This is a genomic window from Kineosporia rhizophila (genome assembly GCF_021277265.1).
GTDB lineage: Bacteria > Actinomycetota > Actinomycetes > Actinomycetales > Kineosporiaceae > Kineosporia > Kineosporia rhizophila.
Genome location: NZ_JAJSOH010000030.1, coordinates 65,592 through 90,080, shown reverse-complemented (window position 1 = coordinate 90,080; position 24,489 = coordinate 65,592). Strand labels below are relative to the sequence as shown.

The window sequence follows — 24,489 nt, the reverse complement described above, 5'->3', positions numbered from 1 at the left end:
ACGTTCATGGCGCGTCCAGAGCGGCGACAGCCCGTTCGAGTGCCTGCCCGAGAGCGTCCGCCTCGGCATCGTTCACCAGCCCACGATCCCACTCCAGCCGCAGCACGAACCGACTGCCGATCGGCTTCACCTCGAGCGTCACCGCGAACTTCGGTGTTGCGGCGGGCAGATCGACAATCCTGCATTCGGCGCCCGGCAGCGTCAGAACGTTTTCCTCGTCAGCGCTGAAGTAGAAGCTCGGGAAGGCGGCAGGCACCGGACGTTCACGGCGAAGCGCAGGGATCACCGCAGCGAGCGGCGCCAGCACCGGCCTGGAGAGAACCTCGGCGGCGCGGGCCGACGCCTCGCGCAGGAACTCGCCCACCGCCCGGCCTCGCACACTCGCTCCGACCACCAGCCGCGTGTCCACCATGTAGCCGGCCACGTTCCACTCCCTCGCCGCGCGGGCACGCCCGTCGGCGCAGCCGACGACGAACCGCGGCAGATCCAGTGCGCTGGCAAGCGCGTACTCGTACGCCGCGAGAAGCTCGACGAACGGGGAGGTTCCGTGCGCGATCGCGGCGGCTCGCACAGCGCTCGAAAGGTGCTCGGACAGAACAGTTCGGCTGTGGCCGGCGGAGCCTGGTCCGCCCTCACGCGACCAGGTCAGTGACGTGCCTGCCGGGAAGTCCGCCAGCAGCCGGCTCACCGTCACCTCGGTCTCGCTGCGTAGTCCGGGGGAGGCTGCGTGCTCGATGGCCCGTACGTTGGCGTCGCAGATCGTTCCTTCGGCCCTGGCCAGGGGACGGCCGGGCTCGGCGTAGACGCGGCCCAGATCGGCGAGGAAGAGCCGCAGCGACCAGCCGTCGACGACGGCGTGGTGCCAGACGAACGTGAGCAGACCGCGGCCCGGCGCGAACGGCGCCCACTGGGCCCGCATCAACGGCCCGTCAGCCAGGTCGATCGGAGTCCGGGCGAGCTCGGCGGCGAGCCGGAGCGCGGCGGCCCGGTCGCCCGGACGGATGACCTCCAAGAAAGGCTGGTGGGCGAGCAGTTGCATGGTGACGGACTCACCGTCGTCGCGAATCACCGCAGTGAAGGCCGGATGTGCTGCCGCTGCTGCGGCCACGGTCGCACGCAGGCGCTCCTCGTCCACGCCGGGCTCGTGCGGGCCCTCGGTGACGACGGCCCAGGATATTTCCACGCAGTACGACTCCACGTAGCGGGCAGAGTCCGGGTCGAGCTGGTCGTGCATCCAGATCCCCAGTTGCGCCGGCGTGAGAGGGCCACTCAACCGTCCCTCGTGCCGATGGTCGATCCCGGTGGGCGCAGAAGGTTTCAGCGAGTCCGCGAGCTCACCCAGCGTGGTGGCGGCCAGGATCTCGAACGGCGTCAGCTCCTGGGCGCCGTAGGTACGCAAGGCAACGGCCATGCGCACCGCCGAGAGAGATGTGCCACCGGACTCCAGAAAGCTCCAGTCCGGGGACGGCGGGGATCCGGTTGCTTCCCTCACCGCCTCTCGCACCAGGCTCCATGACTCGTCCGTCCTGATACTCGCCGACGCGGAGGTCGGGGCTGGGAGCCGGGCCAGCGCCGCACGGTCGATCTTGCCGTTCGCGGTCTGCGGAAGATCTTCAAGCGTAAGGACGATGGTGGGGACCGCCGCCGGCGGCAGCGTTCCCAGGAGTGCCCGCCGTAGTTCCTGCGCGTCGATCGATCCGCCTGGCTCCGGCACGATGTAGGCGGCCAGGACCGAGTTCTCCCGTAGGTCGGCGACGACCTCGCGCACCGGTGCGCTCGCCCGGATCGCCGCCTCGACCTCCCCGGCCTCGATGCGGGAACCGCGAATCTTCAGCTGCCCGTCGCGGCGGCCCTCGAACAGCAGGTTGCCGTCGGGCAGGAACCGGACCAGATCACCGGTCCGGTAGGCCCGCTCGCCCTCGACGTCGGCCAGGAACCGGCCGGCGGGGTCGCCGTCGAGGTAGCCCCGTCCGACGTTCGCCCCCGCCACCACGAGTTCACCGGCTCCGGACGTGTGCAGCCGGCCCTGCTCGTCCTGGACGTAGAGGGTGTTGCCGGGGACAGCGGTGCCGATGGGGGTGCGGGCGGCGCGCTCGCCCCCGGCTGGGGGCACCGGGTACAGGGTGCAGTAGATCGTCGCCTCCGCCGGGCCGTACGCGTTCACGACCCGCAGGCCGGTGCGTTCGGCCTGCAGGTCCTGGAGCAGCCCGAGCGGGATCGGTTCGACGCCCACGAGCAGCCGGGACAGCTGCGAGCATCGTGTCGGATCGGCTGCCAGGTACTCGCGTAGCCCCTGCAGCAGCCCTGGCGGCGCGTAGACGCTGTGGACGTCCGCGGCGTCCAGGAACGCGCCGAACCGCTCGGCGTCCAGTCGTGCGCCGGCCGGGACGACCGCCACGGTGCCGCCGCTCAGCAGTGGTGACCAGCATTCCCACAGCGACACGTCGAAGGTGGGACTGGCCCACCAGGAGCCGGTGTAGGGCCCCTCGACCGGCGCGCACCGATCGAGGGCGGTGAGAGAGTTCAACAGGTTCCGGTGCTCGATCTGCACGGCCTTCGGCGGCCCCGTGGAGCCCGACGTACTGACGACATAGGCGACGTCGAACGGCGTGGGGGCCGTGCCCGGCCGCCCGGAAGCGAGCGGCCCGTCCCTGTCGACGATGACCTGAGGCGAGCTCACCGCGAGGATCTGCTCGATCCTGGGCCCCGGCAACACCGGATCGATCGGTACGTACGCCGCACGGAGCGCGAACGCAGCCAGCGCGACGGTCAACAGGTCGGCACCCGGAGGAAGAACCGCCGCCACCCGGTGGCCCGCCTCCACCCCGAGCTCGCGCAACTGCTGGGCGAGGCGTTCGCTCTCGGCGGCCAGCTGCGCGTAGCTGGTGATCCGCCCCGCCTCCACGACAGCGGGGCGCGACGGCGCCGTTGCCGCCGTGGCGAGCACCCTCCGCAGCAGCTCAGACATCAAGGCCTTCGAGCCTCTCGACGATCACGTCGGCCGCGCGCCGGATCGACGCGGGGCGGTACAGCTCGGTGCGGTAAGTGAGGATGCACTCGAGGCTGGATGCGCCCTCGAAGACGTCGAACCGGACGTCCCGGTGGGTGCCGTTCTCCTTGCCCCGCGTGGACAGCGTCGATGCCACCAGGCCGGCAAAGTCCGGCTGCTCGGCGGGAACCTTGTTCATGGAGAAGTCCAGTTGGAAGGCCCGGTCGGCGGGCACCGGCGGATGCAGCGCCCGGTAGTGGATGCCGGAATGCTGTTCGACCTGTCCGAAGCTGTCTGCGGTGGCCCGGCAGACCTGCGTGAAACCTGTGGCCCTGCTCAGATCCAGCCGTACCGGGTAGGTGCCGGTCAGCTCGCCGATGATCGACTCGTCCGCCAGCGTGCGGCGCTGGGAGATCGAGACTCCCACCAGCAGGTCGCTGCGCCCGGAGATCTCAGCCATCGCCGTACCCACCGCCGCCAGGAGCACCGGGAACCGGGTGAGCTGGTGGTGTGCGCAGAACGCATCAAGGCGGGCCAGTGTCACTGCCGGAAGTCCGAACGACACCTCGCCGGCGGCGAAGCTCGGGGTGGCCGGTCGTGGGAAGTCGCAGGGCTGGTCGCTCAGGTCGAACCCGTCGAGATACCCGGCCCAGAAGTCGAGGTGCTCCTGAACCGACTCCGGCGATTTCGCGGCGGCCCTGGCGGCCACGTAGGCCCGGTACGGGGTGGCCGGGGGCAACTGCAGCGTCTGCCCCCGGGCCCGGGCGGAGTAGGCGGCCGCCAGCTCCCGGTAGAGCACGGAACTGGAGTAGCCGTCGAAGAACATGTGATGCGTCGCCATCGCCAGCAGGCTCTCGGCCTCGCCCATCCGGTACAGCGCCATCCGGAACGGTCGTTCCTGACGCAGATTGAAGCGGCGGGTCACCTCCTGCCGTGCACGCTCGGCCACCTCGGCCAAGGGCGCCCCCGGCTGCTCGCGGACCGGCACGTCGACCCGTCGCGCGGCGTGGACGACCTGGACCTGGTCATCGACGGTGCTACGAAGGGCCTCGTGCCGTGCGGCGACGGTGTTGGCGGCGTACTGCAGGGCATCCAGATCAACCTCGCCGCGTAGGTGGATCAGGTGCGGTATCTCGCAGATCGAAGTCCGGTCGCCGGGGCCGCCGAGCAGTTGTGAAAGGGCCCGCTGCGCGTCGGACAGCGGAACGATGGGCTCATTGGTCTCGGCCGGGCTGATGGCTGGGCCGGTGACTGGGCCGGCGGTAGGGGGAGCGGGCGCAGGGTTCAGCTGGGCCGCGAAGTCCTGCAGGACCGGGTGGCTGAGCACCAGACGTAGCGAGGCGGAGTAGCCGTGCTGCTCGCGAAGACGGGTGACCACGCGGATGCCGGTGAGCGAGTCGCCCCCCTGCGCGAAGAAGTTGGCGTCGCGATCCACGGGCGTCTGCAGCACGGACTGCCAGACCTGTATCACCGCCTGCTCGACGGAGCTCGGGGCCTGGGCGTTGACCGGGGGCTGCTGCGGGGCGCTCGACGTCAGCGCCTGAAGAGCGTCGCGGTCGATCTTCCCGTTCCCGGTCAGGGGAATCTCGGACAGCACCCGCAACTGGGCAGGGATCATCGCGGCGGGCAGTTCCGCCACCAGCTGATGCCGGACCCGGGCCGGGTCGCACTCCCCGGTCACGTACCCGAACAGCTGCGGCTCAGCGCCACTGAGCACCACCGCGGCCTGCCGCACCCCTTCGCAGCGCAGCAGCGCATGCTCGATCTCGCCGAGTTCCATCCGGTTGCCGAGTACCTTCACCTGACGATCCCGGCGGCCGCGAAAGTACAGCTCTCCATCCAGGCCCCAGGTGCACAGGTCGCCGCTGCGGTACCAGCGGCCGCCCTCGGTCGTATCGTCGGGAACGAAAGCTGTCTGTGCGGGGTGACTCTCGCTGATCAGGTAGCCACGCCCGACGACCGGTCCGCGGATCCATACCTCCCCGACCTGGCCGGGGTCGGTGACGACGTGGCCGGCCTCGTCGAGCAACCGGATCTCCGCGCCGGCGACAGGACGTCCGATGGGCGGCAGGTCACGCTGCTGATAGGCGCGTAGGTCGCCGGTGAGCGTCACCAGCACGGTGGTCTCGGACGGCCCGTACGCGTTGAACACGGCAGCGGGGTAGTCGGGGGCCGGCCAGATCCGCATCAGGTCACCGCCGAGGCGAAGGGAGCGCAGGGTCGCCGGGCGGCGGCTCGACCCCAGCAGCGCCTCGCCGATCGGCGTCGGTAGGTGGCACTGCGTAACCTGCTCGGCGTCAAGGAAATCCAGCAGCTGTTCGACGTCACGGACGGCCGGTTCGGGGGCCAGGACGAGCGTCGCACCAGCCGCGAGCGTTCCCCAGAAGTCCAGGACCGACAGGTCGAAGCCCGGAGCCGTCGCGTTGAGCACCCGTTCATCCGGCCCGACCTGGCAGGCAGGAACGAACCAGGCGATCAGGTTCGTCAGGTTGCCGTGCTCGATCGCCACGTTCTTCGGGGTGCCGGTGGAGCCGGACGTCGAGATCGCGTACGCCAGGCGGGACTGCTCCGGCTCCGACACGGGCCGGAGTTCGTCGCCGCCGCTGCCGACCAGTAGGAGAACGCCGCTGAGCCGCCCGGCAAGATCGTCTGTAGTGATGACGCCCAATGCGCCGGCGCCACGAAGCGCGGTCAGTATTCTCGCGTCCGGCAGCCGTGGATCCAGGGGCAGGAAGGCGGCACCGGCCAGCCAGGCTCCCAACTCGGCCGCGACAAGATCGATGCTGCGCCGCATGACGATTCCGACGACGGGGTCGGGCTCGGACGTCCGGGGCACCGCGGCGGCGAACCCGGCTGCCCGCTGCCAGAGCTCACGGTAGGTGATCTTCTCCGACGCGGTGACCACGGCAATGGTGTCCGGTGACGTCTCGACGTGGTGTGCCACTCGTGTCAGGGCACTCCTGGCAGCTGAAACCATGCGCGTTTCCCGTCTGTTGTGGGGGCCGTGACCTGGTCCGATCTACGCCAACCGGGCCACGTCGGGCTCCGTGCGGGTGCGTTCGCCCCAGCGGGTGGTCGGGCCGACCAGGAGGCCGAGTGCCAAGAAGATGCCGGCTACCACCAGCCAACCGGAAAATCCCCAACCCACAACAATGTACGTTGCGATAAGGGGCCCCAGGACACCCTCGACCGAGGTGCCGAGGTTGTAGATGCCCTGGTACTCACCCATCAGCGCGTCGGGGGCCAGCGCGTAGCCCAGCCCCCAGCGCGACGAAACCGTCCAGAGCTCGCCGAGCGTGAGCAGAACGACTCCCGCGGCGAGTGTCGTCACCGCCCAGAGGGTGTTGCCGAAACCGGCCAGCCCCAGCAGGATGCAGGCCGGGACGAGGACGAACGCACCGCTACGCCCAGCTTTCGCAGCACCGAGCGTTGTCTCCGAACCCGCGCTCAGACGGACCTGTAGCAGCACCGCTATCACCGTGTTCAGGGCGATCAGCAGACCGACGGTGAACGTCGGTGCGTCAGTGGAGCGCGCGACCCAGAGGGGGACGGCGATGATCAGCAGGCTGTGGTGCAGCAAGAGAAGCCCGGAAAGCAGCGCGGATGCGATGTAGGCCGGATCTCGCAGTGCCTGCCAGCCCTGTGGGCGCGCCTGCTGCGGACCGCCCGCCGGGGGAATCGCCGCGAGGCACAGTGCCGCCACCGCGTAGCAGAGCACGTAAAGAGCCAGTAGGCCGAGGTACCCGGCCCGGGTGTCCAGCTGAAGAGGGACCGCCGCCGTCAACGAGCCGCCGGCAGCGCCGGCGTTGAAGACCACCTGCTGCTGAGCCCGGAACCTGACCCGCTGTTCGGCAGCGACGACCCGAACGGTGAGGACGCTGCGTGCCACCCAGGTGCCACGATCGACGAACGTCACGGCCGTGACCACGACGATGAACATCCATGAGGTACTCGTGAACGCGTAGCAGGCGACCAGCGCCGCCTCGAACACGAACAACCACAACGCCAACGTCCGGACGTCCAGCACGTCGGACAACCGGCCGAACAGCAGCGGGCTGCCCAGCCCCACGACACCGGCGACCGCGAGCCCGATGCCCACCAGGTTCGGCGTCAGATCGATGAATCGCACGAAGAACAGGCCGCTGGCCGTGGCGAAGGCCGCGAAGCCGAACGAACTCGCCAACGTCGCGATGATCAGTGCACGCTCGGCTCGAGAACCAGGCCAGAACGCCTGCAGCATGCCGCGTCTCCCCTCGCGGACCTCGTACAGTGCCGCGCTAGCCCCTGCCGGCGGAATACCGGAACAGGCCCCTTTTCCCCGCTAGCGCGCTCTTTGAGGTCCCCCGAGGAGTTTGTGCGATTTGGGGGTTCGATGTTGTCGGTCAAACAACCGACATGCCAGACAGTTCATGCGCCGGTACCGCGGCAGGCCTACGTGGACCCGCAAAGCGAGGCAGTTCGTGCCGGATCGACGACCTGGTCTCCGGCCAGTCGCACGAGGGTCGCTTCACCCCGGGTCTGCTCCTGACCGGATGGGCAGGAGCAGACCCGGGGATCGCCAGTCAGTTGATGACGGTGTTGGTCCCCGTCCCGCCGGACAGCGTGTCCTCACCCGGGCCGCCGGAAATGTAGTCGTCGCCGCTGTTGCCGAAAATGACGTCGTCACCGCTGTTGCCGTACAGGGTGTCGTTGTGCCGGCCGCCGTACAGTTCGTCGTTCCCGGTGCCGCCGGTGATGTTGTCGTCCCCGTCGTTGCCGTAGATGACGTCGTTTCCGGCCTCACCGTGCAGGATGTCGTTGCCCGGCCCGCCTTGGATCTCGTCGTTCCCGTCGCCCGCCAGCACTTCGGCGCGTAGGCCGCTGATGGTGACGGTGTCCTTGCCGCCGCCGGTGCGGATCCAGGCGTCGTCACCCACGACGTTGATGACGTCGTCGCCAACGCTGCTGCTCACGACGGCGTTGTTGCCGACCGTGAAGGTGTTGCCCTGGTGGCCGCCACCCACGATGTTGGCGTCGGGCCGGTTGGGATCGCCGGTGGTGTAGGTGTTGCGGCCCTCGCCCTGGAAGTCGACGTTGGTGATGTTGTGGTCGGTCTTGTTGGTGAAGACGACCGTGTTCTGGCCGTCGTTGAAGCCCAGGTAGCCCCACAAGGACGCACTGGTACCGACCGGGGCGTTGTCGATCTCGCAGGTGACCTTCGTGAGGTCGCTGGGGTCGGGATGGACGCAGCCGGAGCCGATCTCGATGTCCAGGACGTCGTCCACCGTATAGACGAGTTTCGACCCATCGGCCGACTCTGCCAGCGTGACCGTGGCATCGTTGTCGACCCCGCTGCCGCTGTATTAACCGAAGCGGGTGTCCTTGCCGTCGTGGGTCTCCACCTCGGCGAGGGCCCAGGTGGTGGCCGCCTGGGCCGAACCGGCCAGAGCTATCGGGATCAGACCCGCCGTGGTCAGGCAGGCGACGCCGAGGGTTGCGGTGAGCCGGTTCGTGCGGGGGATCATTCAGGGCTTCCAGGCATGTGGTGCTGCGGTGCCTCCAACCTCGCAAATCGCAACCGCCCGCGGGCAAGGATGCCAGGAACGAGACATATGTCCCATGAGGATCTCTCGGGCAACCTTCTGAGGACTGAGTCCAGGAACGGTTCCGTGAACTGCGAGGGGAAGACTTCCGCTGCCACCTGCTACGAGAAGATCCCCATCGAGTAGGCGGACATGCCCGGTGCGTGTTCGGAGCCCGGTTTTGTCAGTCCTTCTTGATGACGTCCTTGCCCGGACCACCGGAGATCGTGTCCGTGCCCTTGCCGCCGTAGAGCTTGTCGTTGCCGCTGTTTCCCCAGATCCTGTCGGCCCCGGTGTCTCCGTGCACCGTGTCGTTCCCGGGGCCACCCTGCAGGTAGTCGGTGCCGGCGCCGCCGCGGATCAGGTCCTTGCCGGTGCCACCGTAGAAGTCCTGCCGTCCGGCGCCGCCGTACAGCTTGTCGTTGCCGGTGTTCCCGTAGGCGATGGTCCAGTCGCCCGACGTGCGGATCGTGTCGTTGCCGTGACCGCCGTGGATCCGGGCTACATCGCCGATCTGCGGGGCGGTGGTGATGGTGTCGTTCCCTTGCCCGCCCTGGATCAGGTTTGCGTCGGTCTTCCCACCGGTGCTGGTGTACGTGTCGTTCCCGCCGCCGAGGTCGAACATGTCGTTCTCGTAGTGGTCACCACTCAGGTCGACGTACGTCACCGTGTCGTTCTCGGTGTCGAGGTGGAAGCCTGCGACCGTGCCCGGGTCCTGCCCCCAGAAGCCCAGGAACGTGCACACCACCAGGGTCTGGTCCGAGGCCGTGGGGTAGAGGCAGGTGTCGTCCGGGTCGCTCTCGATCTTGATGTCCACGCTGTCGTCGATCCGGTACTGGTACCAGGCACAGCCGTAGGCGTCGCAGATGTCGTCGCTCGGGCCGTCGACGATGTCGCGCGTGACCTTCAGGTGGTTGGTCTGACCGACCTGGGCCTGGTAGTTCAGGTGGTGGTTGACCTTCACCACGGCGGGCAGGTCCTGCGCCTGCGCCGAGGCCGGGAAGACCAGGCTCACCCCACTGGCCATCAGCAGTGTTCCCCATACCGCAGACACCGCAGGCAGTGTGCGGCTTTTCGGCACGATCATGGACGCCCCCCCCGGAACTCCGAATGCTCACTGCGATGCGGCGTGCATCACGCTGAGCAGCGTGCCAGAAGCCGGCTTCTGTCTACAGTCCCAACTCCACCGGCGCGTCGGACGATGTCCGGGCGGTGAGACAGAGGCAGACGGTCACGGTAATGAGGCATTCGACCACCCGTCGGGTCCGGCCCAGTTCCTACGATCGACCGGAAAGGTGCAGCGAACAAGGAGAATCATGGAACTGCAGGGAAGTACAGCACTGGTCACCGGCGCCGGTCGTGACCTCGGTCGCCTCTTCGCCGAGCACCTGCTGCAGCGAGGGGCGAAGAAGGTCTACGCGGCCGCGCGACGCCCCGAAATGGTCGACCTGCCCGGCGTCGTGCCGCTGCGCCTGGACATCACCGACCCGGCGTCGGTGGCAGCAGCCGCCGAGGCCGCCGGCGACGTGACCCTGCTGATCAACAACGCAGGCGTCTCGCTGGGGCAGAACCTGATCGAAGGCGACCTGGGCCAGATCCGGACGGTCGTGGAGACGCACCTGTTCGGCACGCTCAACATGGTCCGTGCGTTCGCGCCGGTGCTCGGCGCCAACGGCGGCGGCGCCATCCTCAACGTGCTGTCGAATCTGTCCTGGATCAGCTTCGACGGCAACAACTCCTACGCGGTGGCCAAGGCCGCACAGTGGAGCCTGACCAACGGGATCCGGCTCGAACTGGCGAAGCAGCACACCCTCGTGTCCGGGCTGGTCTTCGGACCGACGAGAACCGAGACCATGAAAGCGTTCAACCCGGCTGCCGTGATGAACGACCCCGTCGACATCGTCAACGCCGCGTTCGACGGTATCGAAGCCGGCCAGATCGAGATCGTGGCGGACACATACGGTGCTGCCGCCAAGGCGTCGCTGGCCGGCGAACCACGCGGTTTCACTCTGCTGACCAACAGCTGAGGCCGACGAGGCACGCGCTGAGCGCAAGTCCCGGGTGGCTACTGCGACGCCACCCGGGACACGGCGCGATAGCGCAGCGGCGACTGCCCGCGGGCCCGCTGAAACGCCCGACGGAAGGCGTGCGACGAGCCGTAACCGACGGATTCAGCTACCACTTCGATCGGGTCGTCCGTGTCCCGAAGGCGGGCGGCGGCCACGTCCATCCGCCACGACGCCAGGTAGGCCCCTGGTGACATACCGAGCGTGGCGGGGAAACGGCGGCTCAGGGTGGCTCGAGACACCCGGACTGCCGAGGCGAGATCGGCCGTGGTCCACGGATACGCCGGACGCCGGTGCATGAGGGCGAGGGCATCGCGTACCACCGGGTCGCTCACCGTGGTCAGCCAAGGCGAAGTCGCAGGGGCGAAGCCGCCACCACCGACGGCCCGGACGAACTGTACGAGCAGCAGATCGACCAGACTGTTGACCGCCGCGGTGGCGCCCATCTCCGGGTGTGAGAGCTCGTCGCACAACAGGCCGATCGTGGCGTCGAGCTTGCGGCTGCTGGCCGCCTCGACGTGCAGGACGGCTCCCGGCATCGACCCCGACGTCCGGCTCACCGCGGGGTCAAGGTCATAGTTCACGGTGATGAACCGGGCCGACACCGGTCCGGATCCGAGTCGCACCACGCCACCCTGGTCACGGGCCCGCGAGGCGGCGACCAGATCACAGGGCACCATGCGTACGCCTTCGCCGCTGGACAGCCCGTGGGCCGTGCCCGGTGGCAACAGGACCGCATCGCCCGGGCGGAGCAGCCGCCGTGGCTCTTGGGGGACCTCCAGCCAGACGTTCCCGGAGGAGATGAGGTGCATCACCGCACCCGGGCAGTTGGCCAGCCACAGACCCCAGTCGCCGCCGACGTCGGTCCGAGTCCCGACCGACCCGTGCGCACCGAAAAGACGGACGGTCTCGGCCAGCGGGTCAGGCGCCTGCGCCGTGGCGGAGGCAGGTCGACGGACCTGCGTGTTCGCGGCAGCGGTCTTGAGCCGGCTCTGTGGCCCCGCCGCTTGACGAGGGCTGCGCCGCCCAGCGGTCGGCGCTCCTGAGACAGGCGGCGGGTTGCTCACGATCAACGCAGCGCCGGCCGTGTTCCTGAGTATTCCGGCCCAGGTAGCCAGCCTGATTGTGGGCGCATTGGGCGATCGAGCGAGTCCATGGGTCGCAGGCCTCGGGTCGGTCGAGCCAATTCCCGTCGGGCTAATGCCTGACACGCTGCGTATCTGTCGGCAGGATCAGGGGCGCCACCCGCCGACGGGTCGGGGCGGTCGAGACCGGGGGGTCTGATGGTCGAGGTCAAGGTAGCGACGGGAGAGGTTCGGGCGGGTCTCTCGGGGGGCCGGCCGAGAAGGTGGAAGGCGTGGGCGAGCATGGTGGCGGTATGTGCCGCTGGTACCTGGGTCCTGACCACCGGATACCTGGAGGTCGTCGGCGACTGGTTGACCCGGGACGTCTCGGCGGACACGTTCCTGTGGCCGCTCGTCCTGGGCTGGTGGGGGCGGGTGGGCAAGGTGCTGCAGTTCGTCGCCGGCCTGACCGTCCTGCTCGACCTCGTCGGCCCGGAGAAGCTGCGAGCTGTGGGGCTCCGCGCCTCCCGCGAGGTGGAGCAGTTCCGATCGGTTCGAGCCGAGAACCAGTTCGCCCACGAATTGGAAAGGGTGCGCCACCTGACCGGAGTGCGGTTTGCTGCTCGCTACGACGACACCTCGGCCACGTATTTCTCGGCCATGGGCGATCCCGGCTCGTTCGGTTGGCAGGCGGTCCCAGATGACGCTCCGTTCACCGAGGAGCAATATCTGGCCGCTCACGAACGTTTCGCCGCAGAACGCGGTGAGCATTGCGGGCACGCGGAACACCCACGGATCTGCTCCGAGCAACTGCCGTTTCTCACCTCAGTAATCGAAGAACTGATCACGGCGGGCCTGACCGAGGACGAACGCCGCCAGTGGGACGCCGTTATTGCACGCACACCACGACATCCAGCCTTGACCTACGTGTCGTTCGTGGTGGCCATCAGCGCCTTCATAGCCGTCGGCACGTGGACTTCGCAGGACCGAGGCGGCCCTCGCGTCGTGCAGTTCGCGCTGCTGTTCGCCACGTTGGTGGTGTGGCTCAACATCATGGTGGACAGCGCCGGGCCGGGGCGCACCGTCCGCAGAGTCGTGATGTGGTTGCGGTACGGAGTTGTCGCGGCGAGCGCACCGGTGGTCGCTGACCTTCTGGACGCCGCCCGCCCGGCCCACCGGCTCCGCTGGGCCGGGTTCATCCTTTTCGCGATCGGGTTCCACTTCGATCTGCTGGCGTCATGAATGACCGCGACCCGCTGGTAGGGCGGATCAGCCGGCCCGCAGGGTGGCGATGACCTGACGTTCACCGGGCGGCCCACGTAGCGAGGCATGGCGGAGCTCACGACGGTGACAAAGTGTCGCCTGAGTGCCTGTTGATCATGCAGACTGTCGCCCGTGCTGCATCTGACCCTGGCCGACGTGCTCAACCTCCCCGTGGTCCGCCAGGGCGCCCCCGTGGTCCTGGCCGGGGAGGTGAATCTGCACGCGGCGGTGCGCTGGGTGCACGCCACCGAGCTGGTCGACATCGCGCCGTTGCTGCGGGCCGGGGATCTGGTCCTGACCACCGGGGTCGGTCTGCCGGCGGACGGCGACCGGGCCGGACTCCAAGGGTTCATCGACAGCCTGGCCGAGGCCGGGTGCGCCGGGCTGATGGTGGAGTACGGGCGGCGCTGGCAGGAGGGCACGCTTCCGCCGGTTCTGGTCGGGGCGTGCGACGAGGCGGGCCTGCCGCTGGTGGCGTTCACCCATGAGGTCAGGTTCGCGGCGGTGATCCAGACGGTGGGGGAGACGGTGGTGGACCAGCAGTTGGCTCAGTTGCGGGAGGCGGAGCGGGTGCACGAGACCTTCACCGAGCTGAGCTTCGAACAGGCTGAGGCGCAGCAGGTTCTGGAGGCGGTCCGGCGGCTGGCGGGTGCGCCGGTGGTGCTGGAGAACGACCAGCACCGTCCGCTCGACTTCCTGCCCGGCCCTGTGGTGGTCCCTGATTTCCTGGACGGCTGGCGGGCCCGCTCGGCCCGGGTCAGCGTCAGCGGCCGGACGAGCTGGGACGAGGCGAACGGCTGGCTGGTCACCCGGCTGGGCAGCCGGGAGCAGACCTGGGGGCGTCTGATCATCGGTTCCGAGCAGCCGCCGTCGCAGCGCCTGATCGCGGTGGCCGAGCGGGCGGCCGCCTCGCTGGCCCTGCACCGGCTACGCGACCGGGACCAGGAGAACGCCTCCCGGCGAAGGCATCACGAACTTCTGCTGGCGCTGACCAGCCAGCCGGTGGACGACGATCTGGTGCGCCGCTGTGAGCTGGCCGGGTTCCCGATCGCCCGGCGTCAGTTCGCCGGGGTGGTGCTCAGGCCTGCGGCGCTCGGGGGTGGGCGGGACAACCTGGACGAGGTGATCGCCGCGGTCGTGGCGGCCGCGCACGCGGTCAAGGTGCCGGCGCTGGTGGCCCAGGTCGACCGGGAGGTGCGGCTGCTGCTGTCGATCCCGGCCTCGGCGCAGGCGGATCCGCTGGTCGACCGGCTCGCCGCCCGGCTGCGGCAGGCGATGGTGGCGGGCGCGGGGCGGGCGGTGATGGTGCCTGAGGCGATCGACCGGACGATGGCCGAGGCCCGGCACGTGGCCGACTCGGTGCCGCCGGTCGCCCCGGGCGGTGGGCCGTCCGGTCAGGCGGTGACGGTGCACCGCCTGCCGGACGTTCACCTGCACGGCCTGCTCACCCTCCTCGGTGAGGACGAGCGGGTCCGGCTGTTCGTCGATCGTGAGCTGGAACCGCTGCGCCGGCACGACAGTTCGCCGGCCGGCAAGCAGATCCAGCTGCTGCCGGTGCTGCGGGCCCTGCTGGAGCATCCGGCCAGCAAGTCGGAGGCCGCCGCCAGCCTGCACCTGTCCCGGGCGGCGTTCTACGACCGGCTGAGCAAGCTCGAGCGGGTGCTGGGGGTGGACCTGGACAATCCGTCGATCCGGGTGTCCCTGCACGTCGCCCTGATCGCCGACGACCTGGCCCAGGCCCGCGCCCGGTGACCTGCGTCAGTAGGCGGTGGACACCGGAACCCGGCGCTCGTCCGTCTCGAGCGACTCCCCCTCGGCGTCGATGTGCGGTAGCACCCGGTCCAGCCAGCGCGGCATCCACCAGGCCGTCTCACCCAGCAGCGCGAGCAGGGCGGGCACCAGGATCATCCGCACCACGAAGGCGTCGACCAGGACCCCGGCGGTCAGGGCCAGGCCGATCGAGGCGATGATCGACATGGGTGCGATGGCGAAGGCGCCGAACACCGAGGTCATGATCAGCGCGGCCGCCGCGACCACGATGGCGGTGCGGCCGAACCCGTCGAGAATGGCTTCTACCGGGCGCATCCCGTGCCGGTGGGCCTCGTGGATCCGGGAGACCAGGAACACCTGGTAGTCCATCGCCAGGCCGAACAGGATGCCGACGATCAGGATCGGCATGAAGGTCAGCAGCGGGTTGCCGGACGGGGCGGCGAACAGGCCGCTGAGCCAGCCCCACTGGAACACGGCCACGGTCACACCGAACGCGCTGCCCACCGACAGCAGGAACCCGAGGGTGGCGATCACCGGCACCAGGATCGAGCGGAACAGCACGATCAGCAGCAGCAGCGACAGGCCGACGACCAGGATCAGGTAGACGATCAGGGCCTGGTTGAGGGCGTGGTTGAGGTCGATGTCGATGGCGGTCTGCCCCGTCACCGAAAGTTGGACGCCGTCGAGATCCGATGCTGCAGAGCGGATGTCCCGCACCAGCTGGTAGGTGCTTTCGTCGATTGGCCCGCTGGCGGGGGTGATCTGGAGAATGGCGGCGTCACCGGCCTCGCTGACGCCGGCGGGGGTGACCCGGGCGACGTCCGGCAGGCTCTGGATCGTGCTGGTCACCGGCCCGACCTGAGCCTGGACGTCCTCGCCCTCGAGCAGCACGATCAGCGGGTCCTGCGCGCCCGCGCCGAACTTTTCGGCGATCAGGTCGTAGGCGGCTCGCTGGGTGCTGTCCGGGTCCTCACCGCCGGGTGTGCTGAGGGCGGTCTGCATGGACAGGACCGGGATGCACAGCACCAGCAGGGCGGCGATCACCGAGACGGCGACCACGGCCGGGCGGCGCACCACGATCGAGATCCACCGCTCGAGGAAGGTCAGGCGGTCCGCATTCCTCGTCTGACGACCGTGACGTTCCTTGCGCGGCATCATGCGGGGGCCCATCGACCGGGACAGAGCCGGCAGCAGGGTGAGGGCGGCCAGCACGGCGACGAGGACGGTGAAGGCAGCGGCCAGGCCCATCTCGGTGAGGAAACCGATGCCGACCACCGACAGCGCGGCCAGGGCGATGATCACCGTGGTACCGGCGAACACCACGGCCGATCCGGCGGTACCGGCGGCCCGTCCGATCGCGTCCTCCAGGGATCGGCCCTCCCGCAGTTCGTTGCGGGTGCGGGCCAGGATGAACAGGCAGTAGTCGATCCCGACGGCCAGGCCGATCATCAGGGCCAGGGTGGGGGTGGTGCTGCTGATCGGCTGGAGGGCCGAGAAGGCCAGGACGCCCAGCAGGCCTACGGCCACACCGACCAGTGCCATCAGGATGTTGGCGCCAGCCGCGACCAGCGAGCCGTAGGTGACCAGGAGGACCACGAACGACAGGGCGATGCCGACCAGTTCGCTGGCGTGCCCGCCCTCCCCGGCGCCCCCGGCCCCGAGGGAACCGCCGACCTCGACGTCCAGCCCCTGAGCCTGTTCGGCGAGGTCCACGACCTGCTCGTGCAGGGCCTCGGCGTTGTCGTCGGTGACGCCGGTCAGGCTGATCGTGGCCACGGCGGTGCTCTTGTCCGGTGAGACGTAGGGCATCTGCCGGTCGAACGGGTCGCTCACGGCGGCCACGTTGGGCAGGCCGGCAGCCTGCTCCAGGATCTGCTCGACCGCGCGCCGGTTCGCGCCGACGCCGATCGGGGAGTCCGTACGGTTGGTGAGGGTCAGTTGCAGGCTGCCGGTGTCCTCGCTCTCCTGGGCCGCGGGGAAGTGCGTTTCCATGCGATCCAGGGCGCGGCTGGATTCCGAGCCGGGCATGGAGAAGCCGCCGTCGCTGAACTGGTTGCCGGTGGCCGCGCCGACACCGAGGCCGACCGCGGCCAGGAGCCAGATCGCGAAGACGAGGGGGCGGCGGCGGGCGCAGAACACGCCCAGCCGGTAGAGAAGTCGGGCCACGTGAAAGAGCCGCTTTCTGAGCAAGGAAGGAGACGCGGTGGTCGTTCACCACGCGGGGGCCTGCTCACGATCGCGGCCTGGGGCAGGTGCTGTCGTCGTCTGCGTAAGGGATCTGCGTGTACGCCGGCGGCGGTAGTGCTGTGCGCCCTACTGCTGCGGCGGTACGTCGAGTACGCCGCTGTCGTACACCGCGACCACGAGCGCGGCCCGGTCACTGACGCCCAGCTTGCTCATCGCCCGGTTGACGTGGGTCTTGACCGTCAGCGGGGAAATGGTGAAGTGGAGGGCTATCTCGTCGTTGGTCAGGCCCTTGGCGGCCAGGACCACGACCTCCAGTTCGCGGCCGGTCAGCACGTCCAGGGCGTCCGGGCGGCGCGGGCGGGCCGGCTGGGCGGAGCCGGCCCTGGAGGCGAGGGTGGTCATGGCCCGCGGCGAGAGCAGTGAGTGGCCGCGGGCCACCACCCGGATGGCGTCGATCACGGTCTCCGGGTCGGCGTCCTTGCCCAGGTAGCCCTTGGCGCCGGCGCCCACTGCGGACAGGATGTCCGCGTCGGTCTCGAAGGTGGTCAGGACCAGGACGGCGACGCCGGGGGACAGGCCCGGGTCGGCCAGGATCTGCCGGGTCGCCTCGATCCCGTCGGTGCCGGGCATGCGCAGGTCCATCAGCACGACGTCCACGCCACCGGCCCGCACGGCGCGCACCGCGGCTGCACCGTCGGCGGCCTCCCCGACCACGGCCAGTCCCGGCTCGGACTCCAGGATGCCGCGCATCCCCACCCGGATCAGGGCCTGGTCGTCGGCGATCAGGACACGGACGTCCCCGGTCATGGTGCGTCTCTTTCTTCAGGACGGTCGGTGGTTGCGGTTGCGTCGACGGGTGTGAGGACGTCGGTGGTTGCGGCTGCGTCAACGGGTTCGAGGACGTCGGTGGTTTCGGGAGCGTCGATGCTCAGGGGCAGTTCGGCGGTGACCGTGAACGTCCCGTCCGGCCGGGAGACGGACAGCCGGCCGCCGAGCGTCCGCACCCGTTCGCGCATGCCGATTAGACCGTAGCCGCCCTCCGGATCACGGGTGACATCCCGATCCCGGACCACGGCGGCGTCAGCGGCGGGAACGGCATTGTGGGACCGGAGCCGCAGGACGTCGGCGTCGATGTCCAGGGTCAGGGTCACCGGGCCGGCGCCGTGCCGGCGGGCGTTGGTCAGGAGTTCCTGCGAGACCCGGTAGGCGGTCATGGCGACCAGTTCCGGCACCCGCTCCGTGTCGCCGCGGCGGTGCAGGAGCACGTCCATCCCACCCTTACGCAGGGTCTGCACCAGCGTGTCGATGTCGTCCAGGCCCTGGGCCGGCGGGGCCGGCCCGTCGAACTCGCTGTCGCGCAGCACCTTCAGCATGCTGGACATCTCCCGCAGCACCATCTGGGTGGCCGACTCGGCCTCGCGCAGGGCACTCTCGGCCCGCTCGGGAGAACTGTGCAGCGTGCGCCGGGCCAGCCCGGTGTGCAGGCGGATCACCGCGACCTGATGACCCAGCACGTCGTGCAGGTCGCGGGCGATGCGCAGACGTTCCTCGGCCACCCGGCGGTGGGCCTCGGCCTCCCGGGTCTCCAGGGCCCAGCGCGCTCGTTCCTCCACGGCCGCGACGTACTGACGCCGTGAGCGCAGCGCGGTGCCGATCCCGGCCGCCCCGGCCGTCCAGATGATCAGCGTGATGGTCTCCAGGCCGAGCACCGGGAACGGCTCGTGCAGCGCCATCACCAGGCAGCCGACGGCGAACGTGGTCCCGGCGGCGGTCACCGCCCGCCAGCGCGGCAGGGAGGCCACCGCGTTCAGCAGCAGCAGCTGGCACATGCCCAGGCCGGTCGCCGGGCCGTCGCCGGAGACGATGAACACCAGGAACAGCAAGATCCCCAGGAGCCAGGCCCGGGCGGCGGGCACGCGCAGCCAGACGAGCAGGCACTGGGCCAGGACGACGAGGAGCGACAGGTGCACGCTCGGGGCGTCCGGGCCGCTCAGCGCCCCGTACGCCTCGCCGCCGAGCACGAAGAGGCTGCCGGCCGAGAGCCAGGTCCACGACCTGGACACGAAGTTCACGAGCACCCTTTCCACACCGGACTCCGGACGGCTGTCCTGCGGTTGCGTCCACCGGGGAAGGTATCGGCTGAGCAGGTGTCCGGATCGCAGCACCGGCTCCGACGTACCCTCGAGGCCGCGGCAGAGGCGAGCCCAGAGCGACAGGAGCCAGTCTTGAAGTACGTCATCCTGATCCACTCCAACCCCGACCCCTGGGGCCACCCCACCTCACGTTTCACCCCGGAGGGCAAGGCGCTGCCCCCGGAGGAGCACGAGGCGGCGGACAAGGCGTTCGAGGACCTGCTGGGGGAGATCTCGGAGTCCGGCGAACTGGTGCACGCCGAGGCGCTCGCGGCCCCGGCCACGTCGACGCTGTACGGGTGGAGCCCGCAGGGTCACCTGGTCACCGACGGTCCCTACGCCGAGGCCAAGGAGCAGCTGGCCGGGTTCTTCGTGATCGACACCGCCACGCCCGAGCGCGCGGAGGAGATCGCGGCGCAGTTCGCCCAGCCCGGGGGCACGATCGAGTTGCGCCCTGGGATGCAGTGACGCCGACCGACACAACAGCAGAGGACGTGTGGCGCGAGTGTGCGCCGCACGTCCTGGCTGCGCTGGTGCGCAAGTTCGGTGACTTCGAGGCGGCCGAGGACGCGCTGCAGGAGGCCCTGGCCGATGCGCACGTGCAGTGGCCGGCGCAGGGGATCCCGGAGCGTCCCCGGGGGTGGCTGATCCGGGTGGCCGAGCGGCGCCTGATCGATCACAAGCGCAGTGAGGACGCCCGCCTGCGGCGGGAGGAACGTCTGGCCGTACAGCCGGGGCCGGAAGCCGCGCCGGACACGGACGACTCGCTGACCCTGCTGCTTCTGTGCTGCCACCCCGCGCTCAGCCCCGACCTGCAGGTCGCCCTGACCCTCCGGGCGGTCGGCGGGCTGAGCACCGCCCAGATCGCCCGAGCGTTCCTGGTGCCCGAGGCCACCATGACCCGCCGCATCACCCGCGCCAAAACCCGCCTACGGCAGGCGGATGCCCGCTTCACCAGCCCGCCACCCCACGAACTGCCCGATCGCATCCGCGCCGTGGCACACGTCCTCTATCTGATCTTCACCGAGGGCCACACCGCCACCACCGGCACCGAGCTCACCGACAGCACACTCGCCGCCGAGGCCGTCCGGCTCACCCGTCAGCTGCACACCCGGCTGCCCGCCGACACCGAGATCACCGGGTTGCTTGCCCTGATGCTCCTGACCCACGCCCGACGGGCTGCGCGCCTGGATGCAGACGGCAACCTGCGCACCCTGACCGACCAGGACCGCACCCGGTGGGACAGCGCGATGGTGACCGAGGGCGTCCATCTGCTCGAAACCGCCCTGCCCACCGGACCGGTCGGCCCCTACCAACTGCAGGCCGCCATCGCCGCGGTGCACGCCGAAGCGAAAGACGCGGCGCAGACCGACTGGCCGCAGATCGTCCTGCTGTACGAGATGCTGCAGCGGCTGACGCCGAGCCCGGTTCTCACCCTGAACCACGCCGTCGCGGTCGCCGAAACACGGGGGCCGGCCGAGGCGCTCGCCATGATCAGGCCTCTGCTCGAGGATCCGGCGCTGCGGCGCCAGCACCGCGTTCACGCTGTACATGCGCACCTGCTGCGGGCGGCCGGGCAGGAGCAGGCGGCCAGGGCCGAGTACGCGCGCGCGGCCGAGCTGGCCACGAGCATCGCCGAACAGCGTTATCTCAATGCGCAGGGGGCGAATCAGGGCCGTACCTGATGTGAGCGCTCGTTGTCGGCGCGTAGCGTCCTGAGCGACGCTGATCAAGGAGCACCGATGGCCACCAGTAAGACGCCGAAACTTCCACCTCGCTGGGTGATGCGCTCGTTCTGGCGTTCCCACCGGCGGCTGTACGTCCTGACCGGCGGGCGCAAAGGGCTGCGGGTGCAACGGCCGGGGCACGAGGGGCTGATGCGGCTCACCACGACCGGCCGTCACAGTGGGCATTCCCGGTCGGTCATGCTCTCGTACCTGGCCGACGGGCCCGATCTGTGCGTGGTGGCGCTGAACGGTGTGGCCGCGCCCGATCCGGCCTGGCTGCTGAACCTGCGCGCCCAGCCCGAGGCCGTGGCCGACCTGGCCGGAACCGGCGGGCGAGGTCGCCCGGTGCTGGCCCGGGAGGTGGAAGGGCCGGAACGGGAGCGGCTGTGGGCGCGGTGGCTGGAACTGGATCCTCACCTCGACGCCTACGCCGCCCAGCGGCCGGGACGTACGGCGGTGGTCGTGCTCCAGCCGCGCTGACGGGCCCGTCCGCCGGTGCACATGATCCATTCAGGTCACGACCTGGACAAGACACGGCAAACGAGTGCCCTGCGAGAGTGCGGTCAGCCCGTCACCAGTGCAGACTCCGCCGGTGATGCCAAGTTCAATGAGCGCCGCCAAAGCCAACCGCGCGCTGACTGCCGCCGCCTGGAGCACCGCCAAGATCGTGGTGGTGCTGTTCGGCCTGTGGATGTTCATCCGTGTGCTGAACGCGTCCTGGTCGGTGATCTGGCCGCTGGTGATCGCTCTGCTGCTGACCACGCTGACCGAGCCGGTCTCGCGCTTCCTGCGCAACCACGGCTGGCCGGCCGCGCTGGCCGCGAGCGTCACCACGCTCCTGGGCCTGCTGGTCGTGGCCGGGGCCGTGGTGCTGATCGTGGTGCCGGTGTCCTCGCAGTCGGGGGAGCTGGCCGACGGTGTGCAGCAGGGCATCCAGCAGACCCGTGACTGGATGGCCGGGCCGCCCCTGAACATCGAGGACGACCAGGTCAACGAGGCGGTCGACGCCGGTGTCGCGCGGGTGCAGGAGAGCGTCAGCGACATCATCAGCGTCACCCTGACCGGGGTCAGCACCATCGTGAACGGCCTGATCACCGCCGTTCTGGCGGTGTTCCTGATGTTCTTCTTCCTGAAGGACGGCTACCGCTTCCTGCCGTGGCTGTCCCGGCAGCTGCCCGGCCGGCTGGCCCAGGACGTGCCGATCGTGGCCACCCGCAGCTGGTACATGCTCGGCTCGTTCGTGCGCTCGCAGGCGTTCGTCGGTCTGCTCGACGCCGTCTTCATCGGTATCGGGCTGTGGCTGGTCGGCGTGCCGCTGGTGCTGCCGCTGGCCGTGCTGACCTTCCTGGGCGCGTTCATCCCGATCGTCGGGGCGCTGTTCGCGGGCTTCGTGGCCGTGCTGATCGCCCTGGTGTTCAACGGTTTCACCGCGGCGCTGATCGTGCTGGGCATCATCCTGCTGGTGCAGCAGCTGGAGGGGAACGTCTTCCAGCCGATCATCCAGAGCCGGGGCCTGGGCCTGCACGCGGCGGTCATCCTGCTGGCCGTGACCCTCGGCGGAAGCCTGATGGGCATCGTCGGCAGCCTCCTGGCCGTGCCGGTGGCCGGCCTGATCGCCGTGATCTGGGGCTACCTGCGCGAGCAGCTTTCCGAGCCCACCGAGGAACTGCCCCCCGAGCACAACCTGCACCACCCCTCACCCGAGGTGGGGGAGCAGGACGTGGTGCCGGTGGTCGCGGAGACCGACGGCCCCCGCGAGACCGACGACCCGCCGGCAACGCAGAACCCCAGCGACCGTCCGGCGGCCGCCAACCGGCTGCGGGACTGGTTCCGCCGCGACTGATTCCTTCTCCCGGCGGGCGTGAACCCGCCCGCCGGGATGCCGTACGTTCGCCCTGTGCAGCGTGTTCTGGTGGTGGAGGATGACCCGGTCATCGCCGATGCGCTGCGGCGCCGGCTGGAGGCGGAGGGGTTCGCGGTCGAGGTCTGCCACGACGGGCGGGTGGCGGTAGAGCGTTTCGACGACAGCGTGGACCTGCTGGTGCTCGACGTGATGCTGCCGGGCCTCGACGGCCTGGAGGTGTGCCGCCGGGTTCAGGCACAACGCCCGGTACCGGTGCTCATGCTCACCGCCCGCGCCGACGAGACCGACCGGCTGATCGGGCTGGGCGTCGGCGCCGACGACTACCTCACCAAACCGTTCAGCCCCCGCGAACTGGTGGCCCGGGTGAGGGCACTGCTGCGGCGGGTGCAGCGGGCCGAGGAACTGGCCCGCGCCAAGGTCTCCCGGTCGGAACAACTGGACCTGGGTAAGGGCCTGATGGTGGACGTCGGTGGGCGCCGGGTCGAGCTTTCCGGGCAGGAGGTGCACCTGACGCGCACCGAGTTCGACCTGCTGCACGCCCTGGCCCAGCGGCCGGGGCGGGTGGTCACCCGGGAACAGATGCTGGCCGAGGTCTGGGCCTGGCCCGACCCGCCCACCTCGGGCGCCTCGCGCACCGTCGACTCGCACGTGAAGACGCTGCGCCGCAAGATCGGCCCCGAACGCATCCGAACGGTGCACGGGGTCGGCTATGCGCTGGAACCTTCATGAGCGGGACCTGGCAGGCGGCCGGGGACTGGATCGTGCGCTTCTGGGACCGCTGGCGCCCCCTGGATCCGGTGCCCTCGATCAAGCTCAAGTTCGCCCTGCTGGTCGGGCTGAACCTGGTGGTCACGGCCGGAGTCACCTGGTACGCGGTGGTGGTGCTGGGCTGGCGGGTGCGCTACGGGATGATCTGGGCCAGCCTGATCGTGCTCGTGGTGAGCCAGCTGGTGGGGCACGGGATGACCCTGCCCCTGCGCCAGATGACGGCGGCGGCCCGCGAACTGGCCGCGGGACGGCCGTTCCCGGCCCTGCAGACCAACAGCCGCGACGAGGTCGGCGAGCTGGCGCGGGCCTTCACGACGATGGCCACGCAGCTGGAGGCGGCCGACCGGCAGCGTCGGCGGTTGCTGGCCGACGTCGGTCACGAATTGCGGACGCCCGTGGCGGCTTTGCGCGCACAGGTCGAGAACCTGGTGGACGGGGTGCGCCCGGCTGATCCCGAGGCCCTGGCCGAGGTGCTGGGGCAGGTCGAGCGGCTGGGTGGGCTGCTCACCGACTTCCTCACTCTGGCCAGCACCGACGGCGGGGCCGAAACCCTGCACCGCAGGCCGGTGCCGGTGGACGACCTGGTCCAGCCGGTGGTGGCCGAGGTGAGACTGGCCCGGCCTGGCGCCTCGATCACCGTCGACGTGCCGCCGGACCTGGTCGCCGACCTCGATCCCCGGCGGATGGCCCAGGTGCTCACCAATCTCCTGGACAACGCCTCCCGCCATGCCGGGGACGGGGGAGAGGTGAGCGTCCGCGCGCGGGCGGGACAAACGTCCTCAAGTTTGGTTCTCGAGGTGACCGACAACGGGCCGGGCATACCCCGCGAACGCTGGAACAGCGTCTTCGAGCGGTTTGCCTCGGGGGAGCCGGGGGATTCACGGCAGGACGGGGGCACGGGGCTGGGCCTGGCCATCGCGCGGTGGGTGGTGGTGCTGCACGGCGGGCGGATCGACGTGGTGGACTCGGACGGGGCCGGATGCCGGATTCGTGTGGAGATTCCTTCACAGAATCCTCACATGATCACCCCGGAACGCTCCCAGCGGCGGTCCTAGCGTGATGGCTCATGAACGATGGGCCAAAGGCAAAGGGTTCCGC

General features: G+C 69.8%; 19 protein-coding genes. 9 read left to right on the top strand and 10 right to left on the bottom strand.

Annotation, left to right across the window (positions count from 1 at the left end):
- Nucleotides 1–4 precede the first annotated feature (4 nt).
- The 6 genes from LWF15_RS30030 to LWF15_RS37935 all read right to left on the bottom strand — a co-directional run bounded on the left by LWF15_RS30030 (nucleotide 5) and on the right by LWF15_RS37935 (nucleotide 9,604).
- Entirely contained in the window at nucleotides 5–2,968 is a 2,964-nt protein-coding gene (locus LWF15_RS30030) for an amino acid adenylation domain-containing protein (protein WP_232814345.1), read from the bottom strand.
- The gene (locus LWF15_RS30025) at nucleotides 2,961–5,933 is read right to left on the bottom strand and encodes a condensation domain-containing protein (RefSeq protein ID WP_232814344.1); all 2,973 of its coding nucleotides are present in this window, start codon (nucleotides 5,931–5,933) and stop codon (nucleotides 2,961–2,963) included. The genes LWF15_RS30030 and LWF15_RS30025 overlap by 8 nt, the downstream gene beginning before the upstream one ends.
- Before the next feature lie 75 nt (nucleotides 5,934–6,008).
- Nucleotides 6,009–7,229 (bottom strand): MFS transporter, encoded by a 1,221-nt coding sequence (locus LWF15_RS30020; RefSeq protein ID WP_269811073.1) that lies wholly within the window; start codon nucleotides 7,227–7,229, stop codon nucleotides 6,009–6,011.
- A gap of 322 nt (nucleotides 7,230–7,551) precedes the next feature.
- A complete protein-coding gene (locus tag LWF15_RS30015; protein ID WP_232814342.1) occupies nucleotides 7,552–8,253 on the bottom strand; it encodes a calcium-binding protein in 702 nt (233 codons plus the stop codon).
- Between the two features lie 78 nt (nucleotides 8,254–8,331).
- On the bottom strand, nucleotides 8,332–8,493 hold the full coding sequence (locus LWF15_RS30010) for a hypothetical protein (RefSeq protein WP_232814341.1): 162 nt from the start codon (nucleotides 8,491–8,493) through the stop codon (nucleotides 8,332–8,334).
- Nucleotides 8,494–8,734: 241 nt separating this feature from the next.
- Nucleotides 8,735–9,604 (bottom strand): calcium-binding protein, encoded by an 870-nt coding sequence (locus LWF15_RS37935; protein WP_232814340.1) that lies wholly within the window; start codon nucleotides 9,602–9,604, stop codon nucleotides 8,735–8,737.
- A gap of 262 nt (nucleotides 9,605–9,866) precedes the next feature.
- Between LWF15_RS37935 and LWF15_RS30000 the strand changes: the two genes are divergently transcribed.
- A complete protein-coding gene (locus LWF15_RS30000; protein ID WP_269811089.1) occupies nucleotides 9,867–10,577 on the top strand; it encodes an SDR family oxidoreductase in 711 nt (236 codons plus the stop codon).
- A 38-nt stretch (nucleotides 10,578–10,615) separates the two neighbouring features.
- On the opposite strand, the gene LWF15_RS29995 is transcribed toward LWF15_RS30000, so the two are convergent.
- Nucleotides 10,616–11,533 carry an AraC family transcriptional regulator gene (locus LWF15_RS29995; RefSeq protein WP_408624312.1) on the bottom strand — a complete coding sequence of 306 codons (918 nt, stop codon included), beginning with the start codon at nucleotides 11,531–11,533 and terminating at the stop codon, nucleotides 10,616–10,618.
- Nucleotides 11,534–11,899: 366 nt separating this feature from the next.
- Between LWF15_RS29995 and LWF15_RS29990 the strand changes: the two genes are divergently transcribed.
- Nucleotides 11,900–12,922 carry a hypothetical protein gene (locus LWF15_RS29990; RefSeq protein ID WP_232814337.1) on the top strand — a complete coding sequence of 341 codons (1,023 nt, stop codon included), beginning with the start codon at nucleotides 11,900–11,902 and terminating at the stop codon, nucleotides 12,920–12,922.
- Between the two features lie 153 nt (nucleotides 12,923–13,075).
- On the top strand, nucleotides 13,076–14,695 hold the full coding sequence (locus LWF15_RS29985; protein WP_232814336.1) for a PucR family transcriptional regulator: 1,620 nt from the start codon (nucleotides 13,076–13,078) through the stop codon (nucleotides 14,693–14,695).
- A 6-nt stretch (nucleotides 14,696–14,701) separates the two neighbouring features.
- Here the strand turns inward: LWF15_RS29985 and LWF15_RS29980 are convergent, their stop codons facing one another.
- From LWF15_RS29980 to LWF15_RS29970, 3 genes are all read right to left on the bottom strand, one after another.
- A complete protein-coding gene (locus LWF15_RS29980; protein WP_232814335.1) occupies nucleotides 14,702–16,879 on the bottom strand; it encodes an MMPL family transporter in 2,178 nt (725 codons plus the stop codon).
- 147 nt (nucleotides 16,880–17,026) lie between these two features.
- Entirely contained in the window at nucleotides 17,027–17,707 is a 681-nt protein-coding gene (locus tag LWF15_RS29975) for a response regulator (RefSeq protein WP_232814334.1), read from the bottom strand.
- Nucleotides 17,704–18,987 (bottom strand): sensor histidine kinase, encoded by a 1,284-nt coding sequence (locus tag LWF15_RS29970; protein WP_232814333.1) that lies wholly within the window; start codon nucleotides 18,985–18,987, stop codon nucleotides 17,704–17,706. Before LWF15_RS29970 ends, LWF15_RS29975 begins: the two co-directional genes overlap by 4 nt.
- A 138-nt stretch (nucleotides 18,988–19,125) precedes the next feature.
- Between LWF15_RS29970 and LWF15_RS29965 the strand changes: the two genes are divergently transcribed.
- The 6 genes from LWF15_RS29965 (at nucleotide 19,126) to LWF15_RS29940 (ending at nucleotide 24,446) form a co-directional block, all read left to right on the top strand.
- Nucleotides 19,126–19,500, top strand: coding sequence for a YciI family protein (locus LWF15_RS29965; RefSeq protein ID WP_232814332.1), 375 nt, complete (start codon nucleotides 19,126–19,128; stop codon nucleotides 19,498–19,500).
- A complete protein-coding gene (locus LWF15_RS29960; protein ID WP_232814331.1) occupies nucleotides 19,497–20,717 on the top strand; it encodes an RNA polymerase sigma factor in 1,221 nt (406 codons plus the stop codon). The genes LWF15_RS29965 and LWF15_RS29960 overlap by 4 nt, the downstream gene beginning before the upstream one ends.
- Before the next feature lie 57 nt (nucleotides 20,718–20,774).
- Nucleotides 20,775–21,239, top strand: coding sequence for a nitroreductase/quinone reductase family protein (locus LWF15_RS29955; protein ID WP_232814330.1), 465 nt, complete (start codon nucleotides 20,775–20,777; stop codon nucleotides 21,237–21,239).
- A gap of 211 nt (nucleotides 21,240–21,450) precedes the next feature.
- Nucleotides 21,451–22,602: an AI-2E family transporter gene (locus LWF15_RS29950; protein WP_408624310.1), complete on the top strand. Its 1,152-nt coding sequence runs from the start codon at nucleotides 21,451–21,453 to the stop codon at nucleotides 22,600–22,602.
- Nucleotides 22,603–22,638: 36 nt separating this feature from the next.
- On the top strand, nucleotides 22,639–23,352 hold the full coding sequence (locus LWF15_RS29945; RefSeq protein ID WP_269811071.1) for a response regulator transcription factor: 714 nt from the start codon (nucleotides 22,639–22,641) through the stop codon (nucleotides 23,350–23,352).
- Nucleotides 23,349–24,446, top strand: coding sequence for a HAMP domain-containing sensor histidine kinase (locus tag LWF15_RS29940; protein ID WP_232814327.1), 1,098 nt, complete (start codon nucleotides 23,349–23,351; stop codon nucleotides 24,444–24,446). The genes LWF15_RS29945 and LWF15_RS29940 overlap by 4 nt, the downstream gene beginning before the upstream one ends.
- Nucleotides 24,447–24,489: the final 43 nt, after the last annotated feature.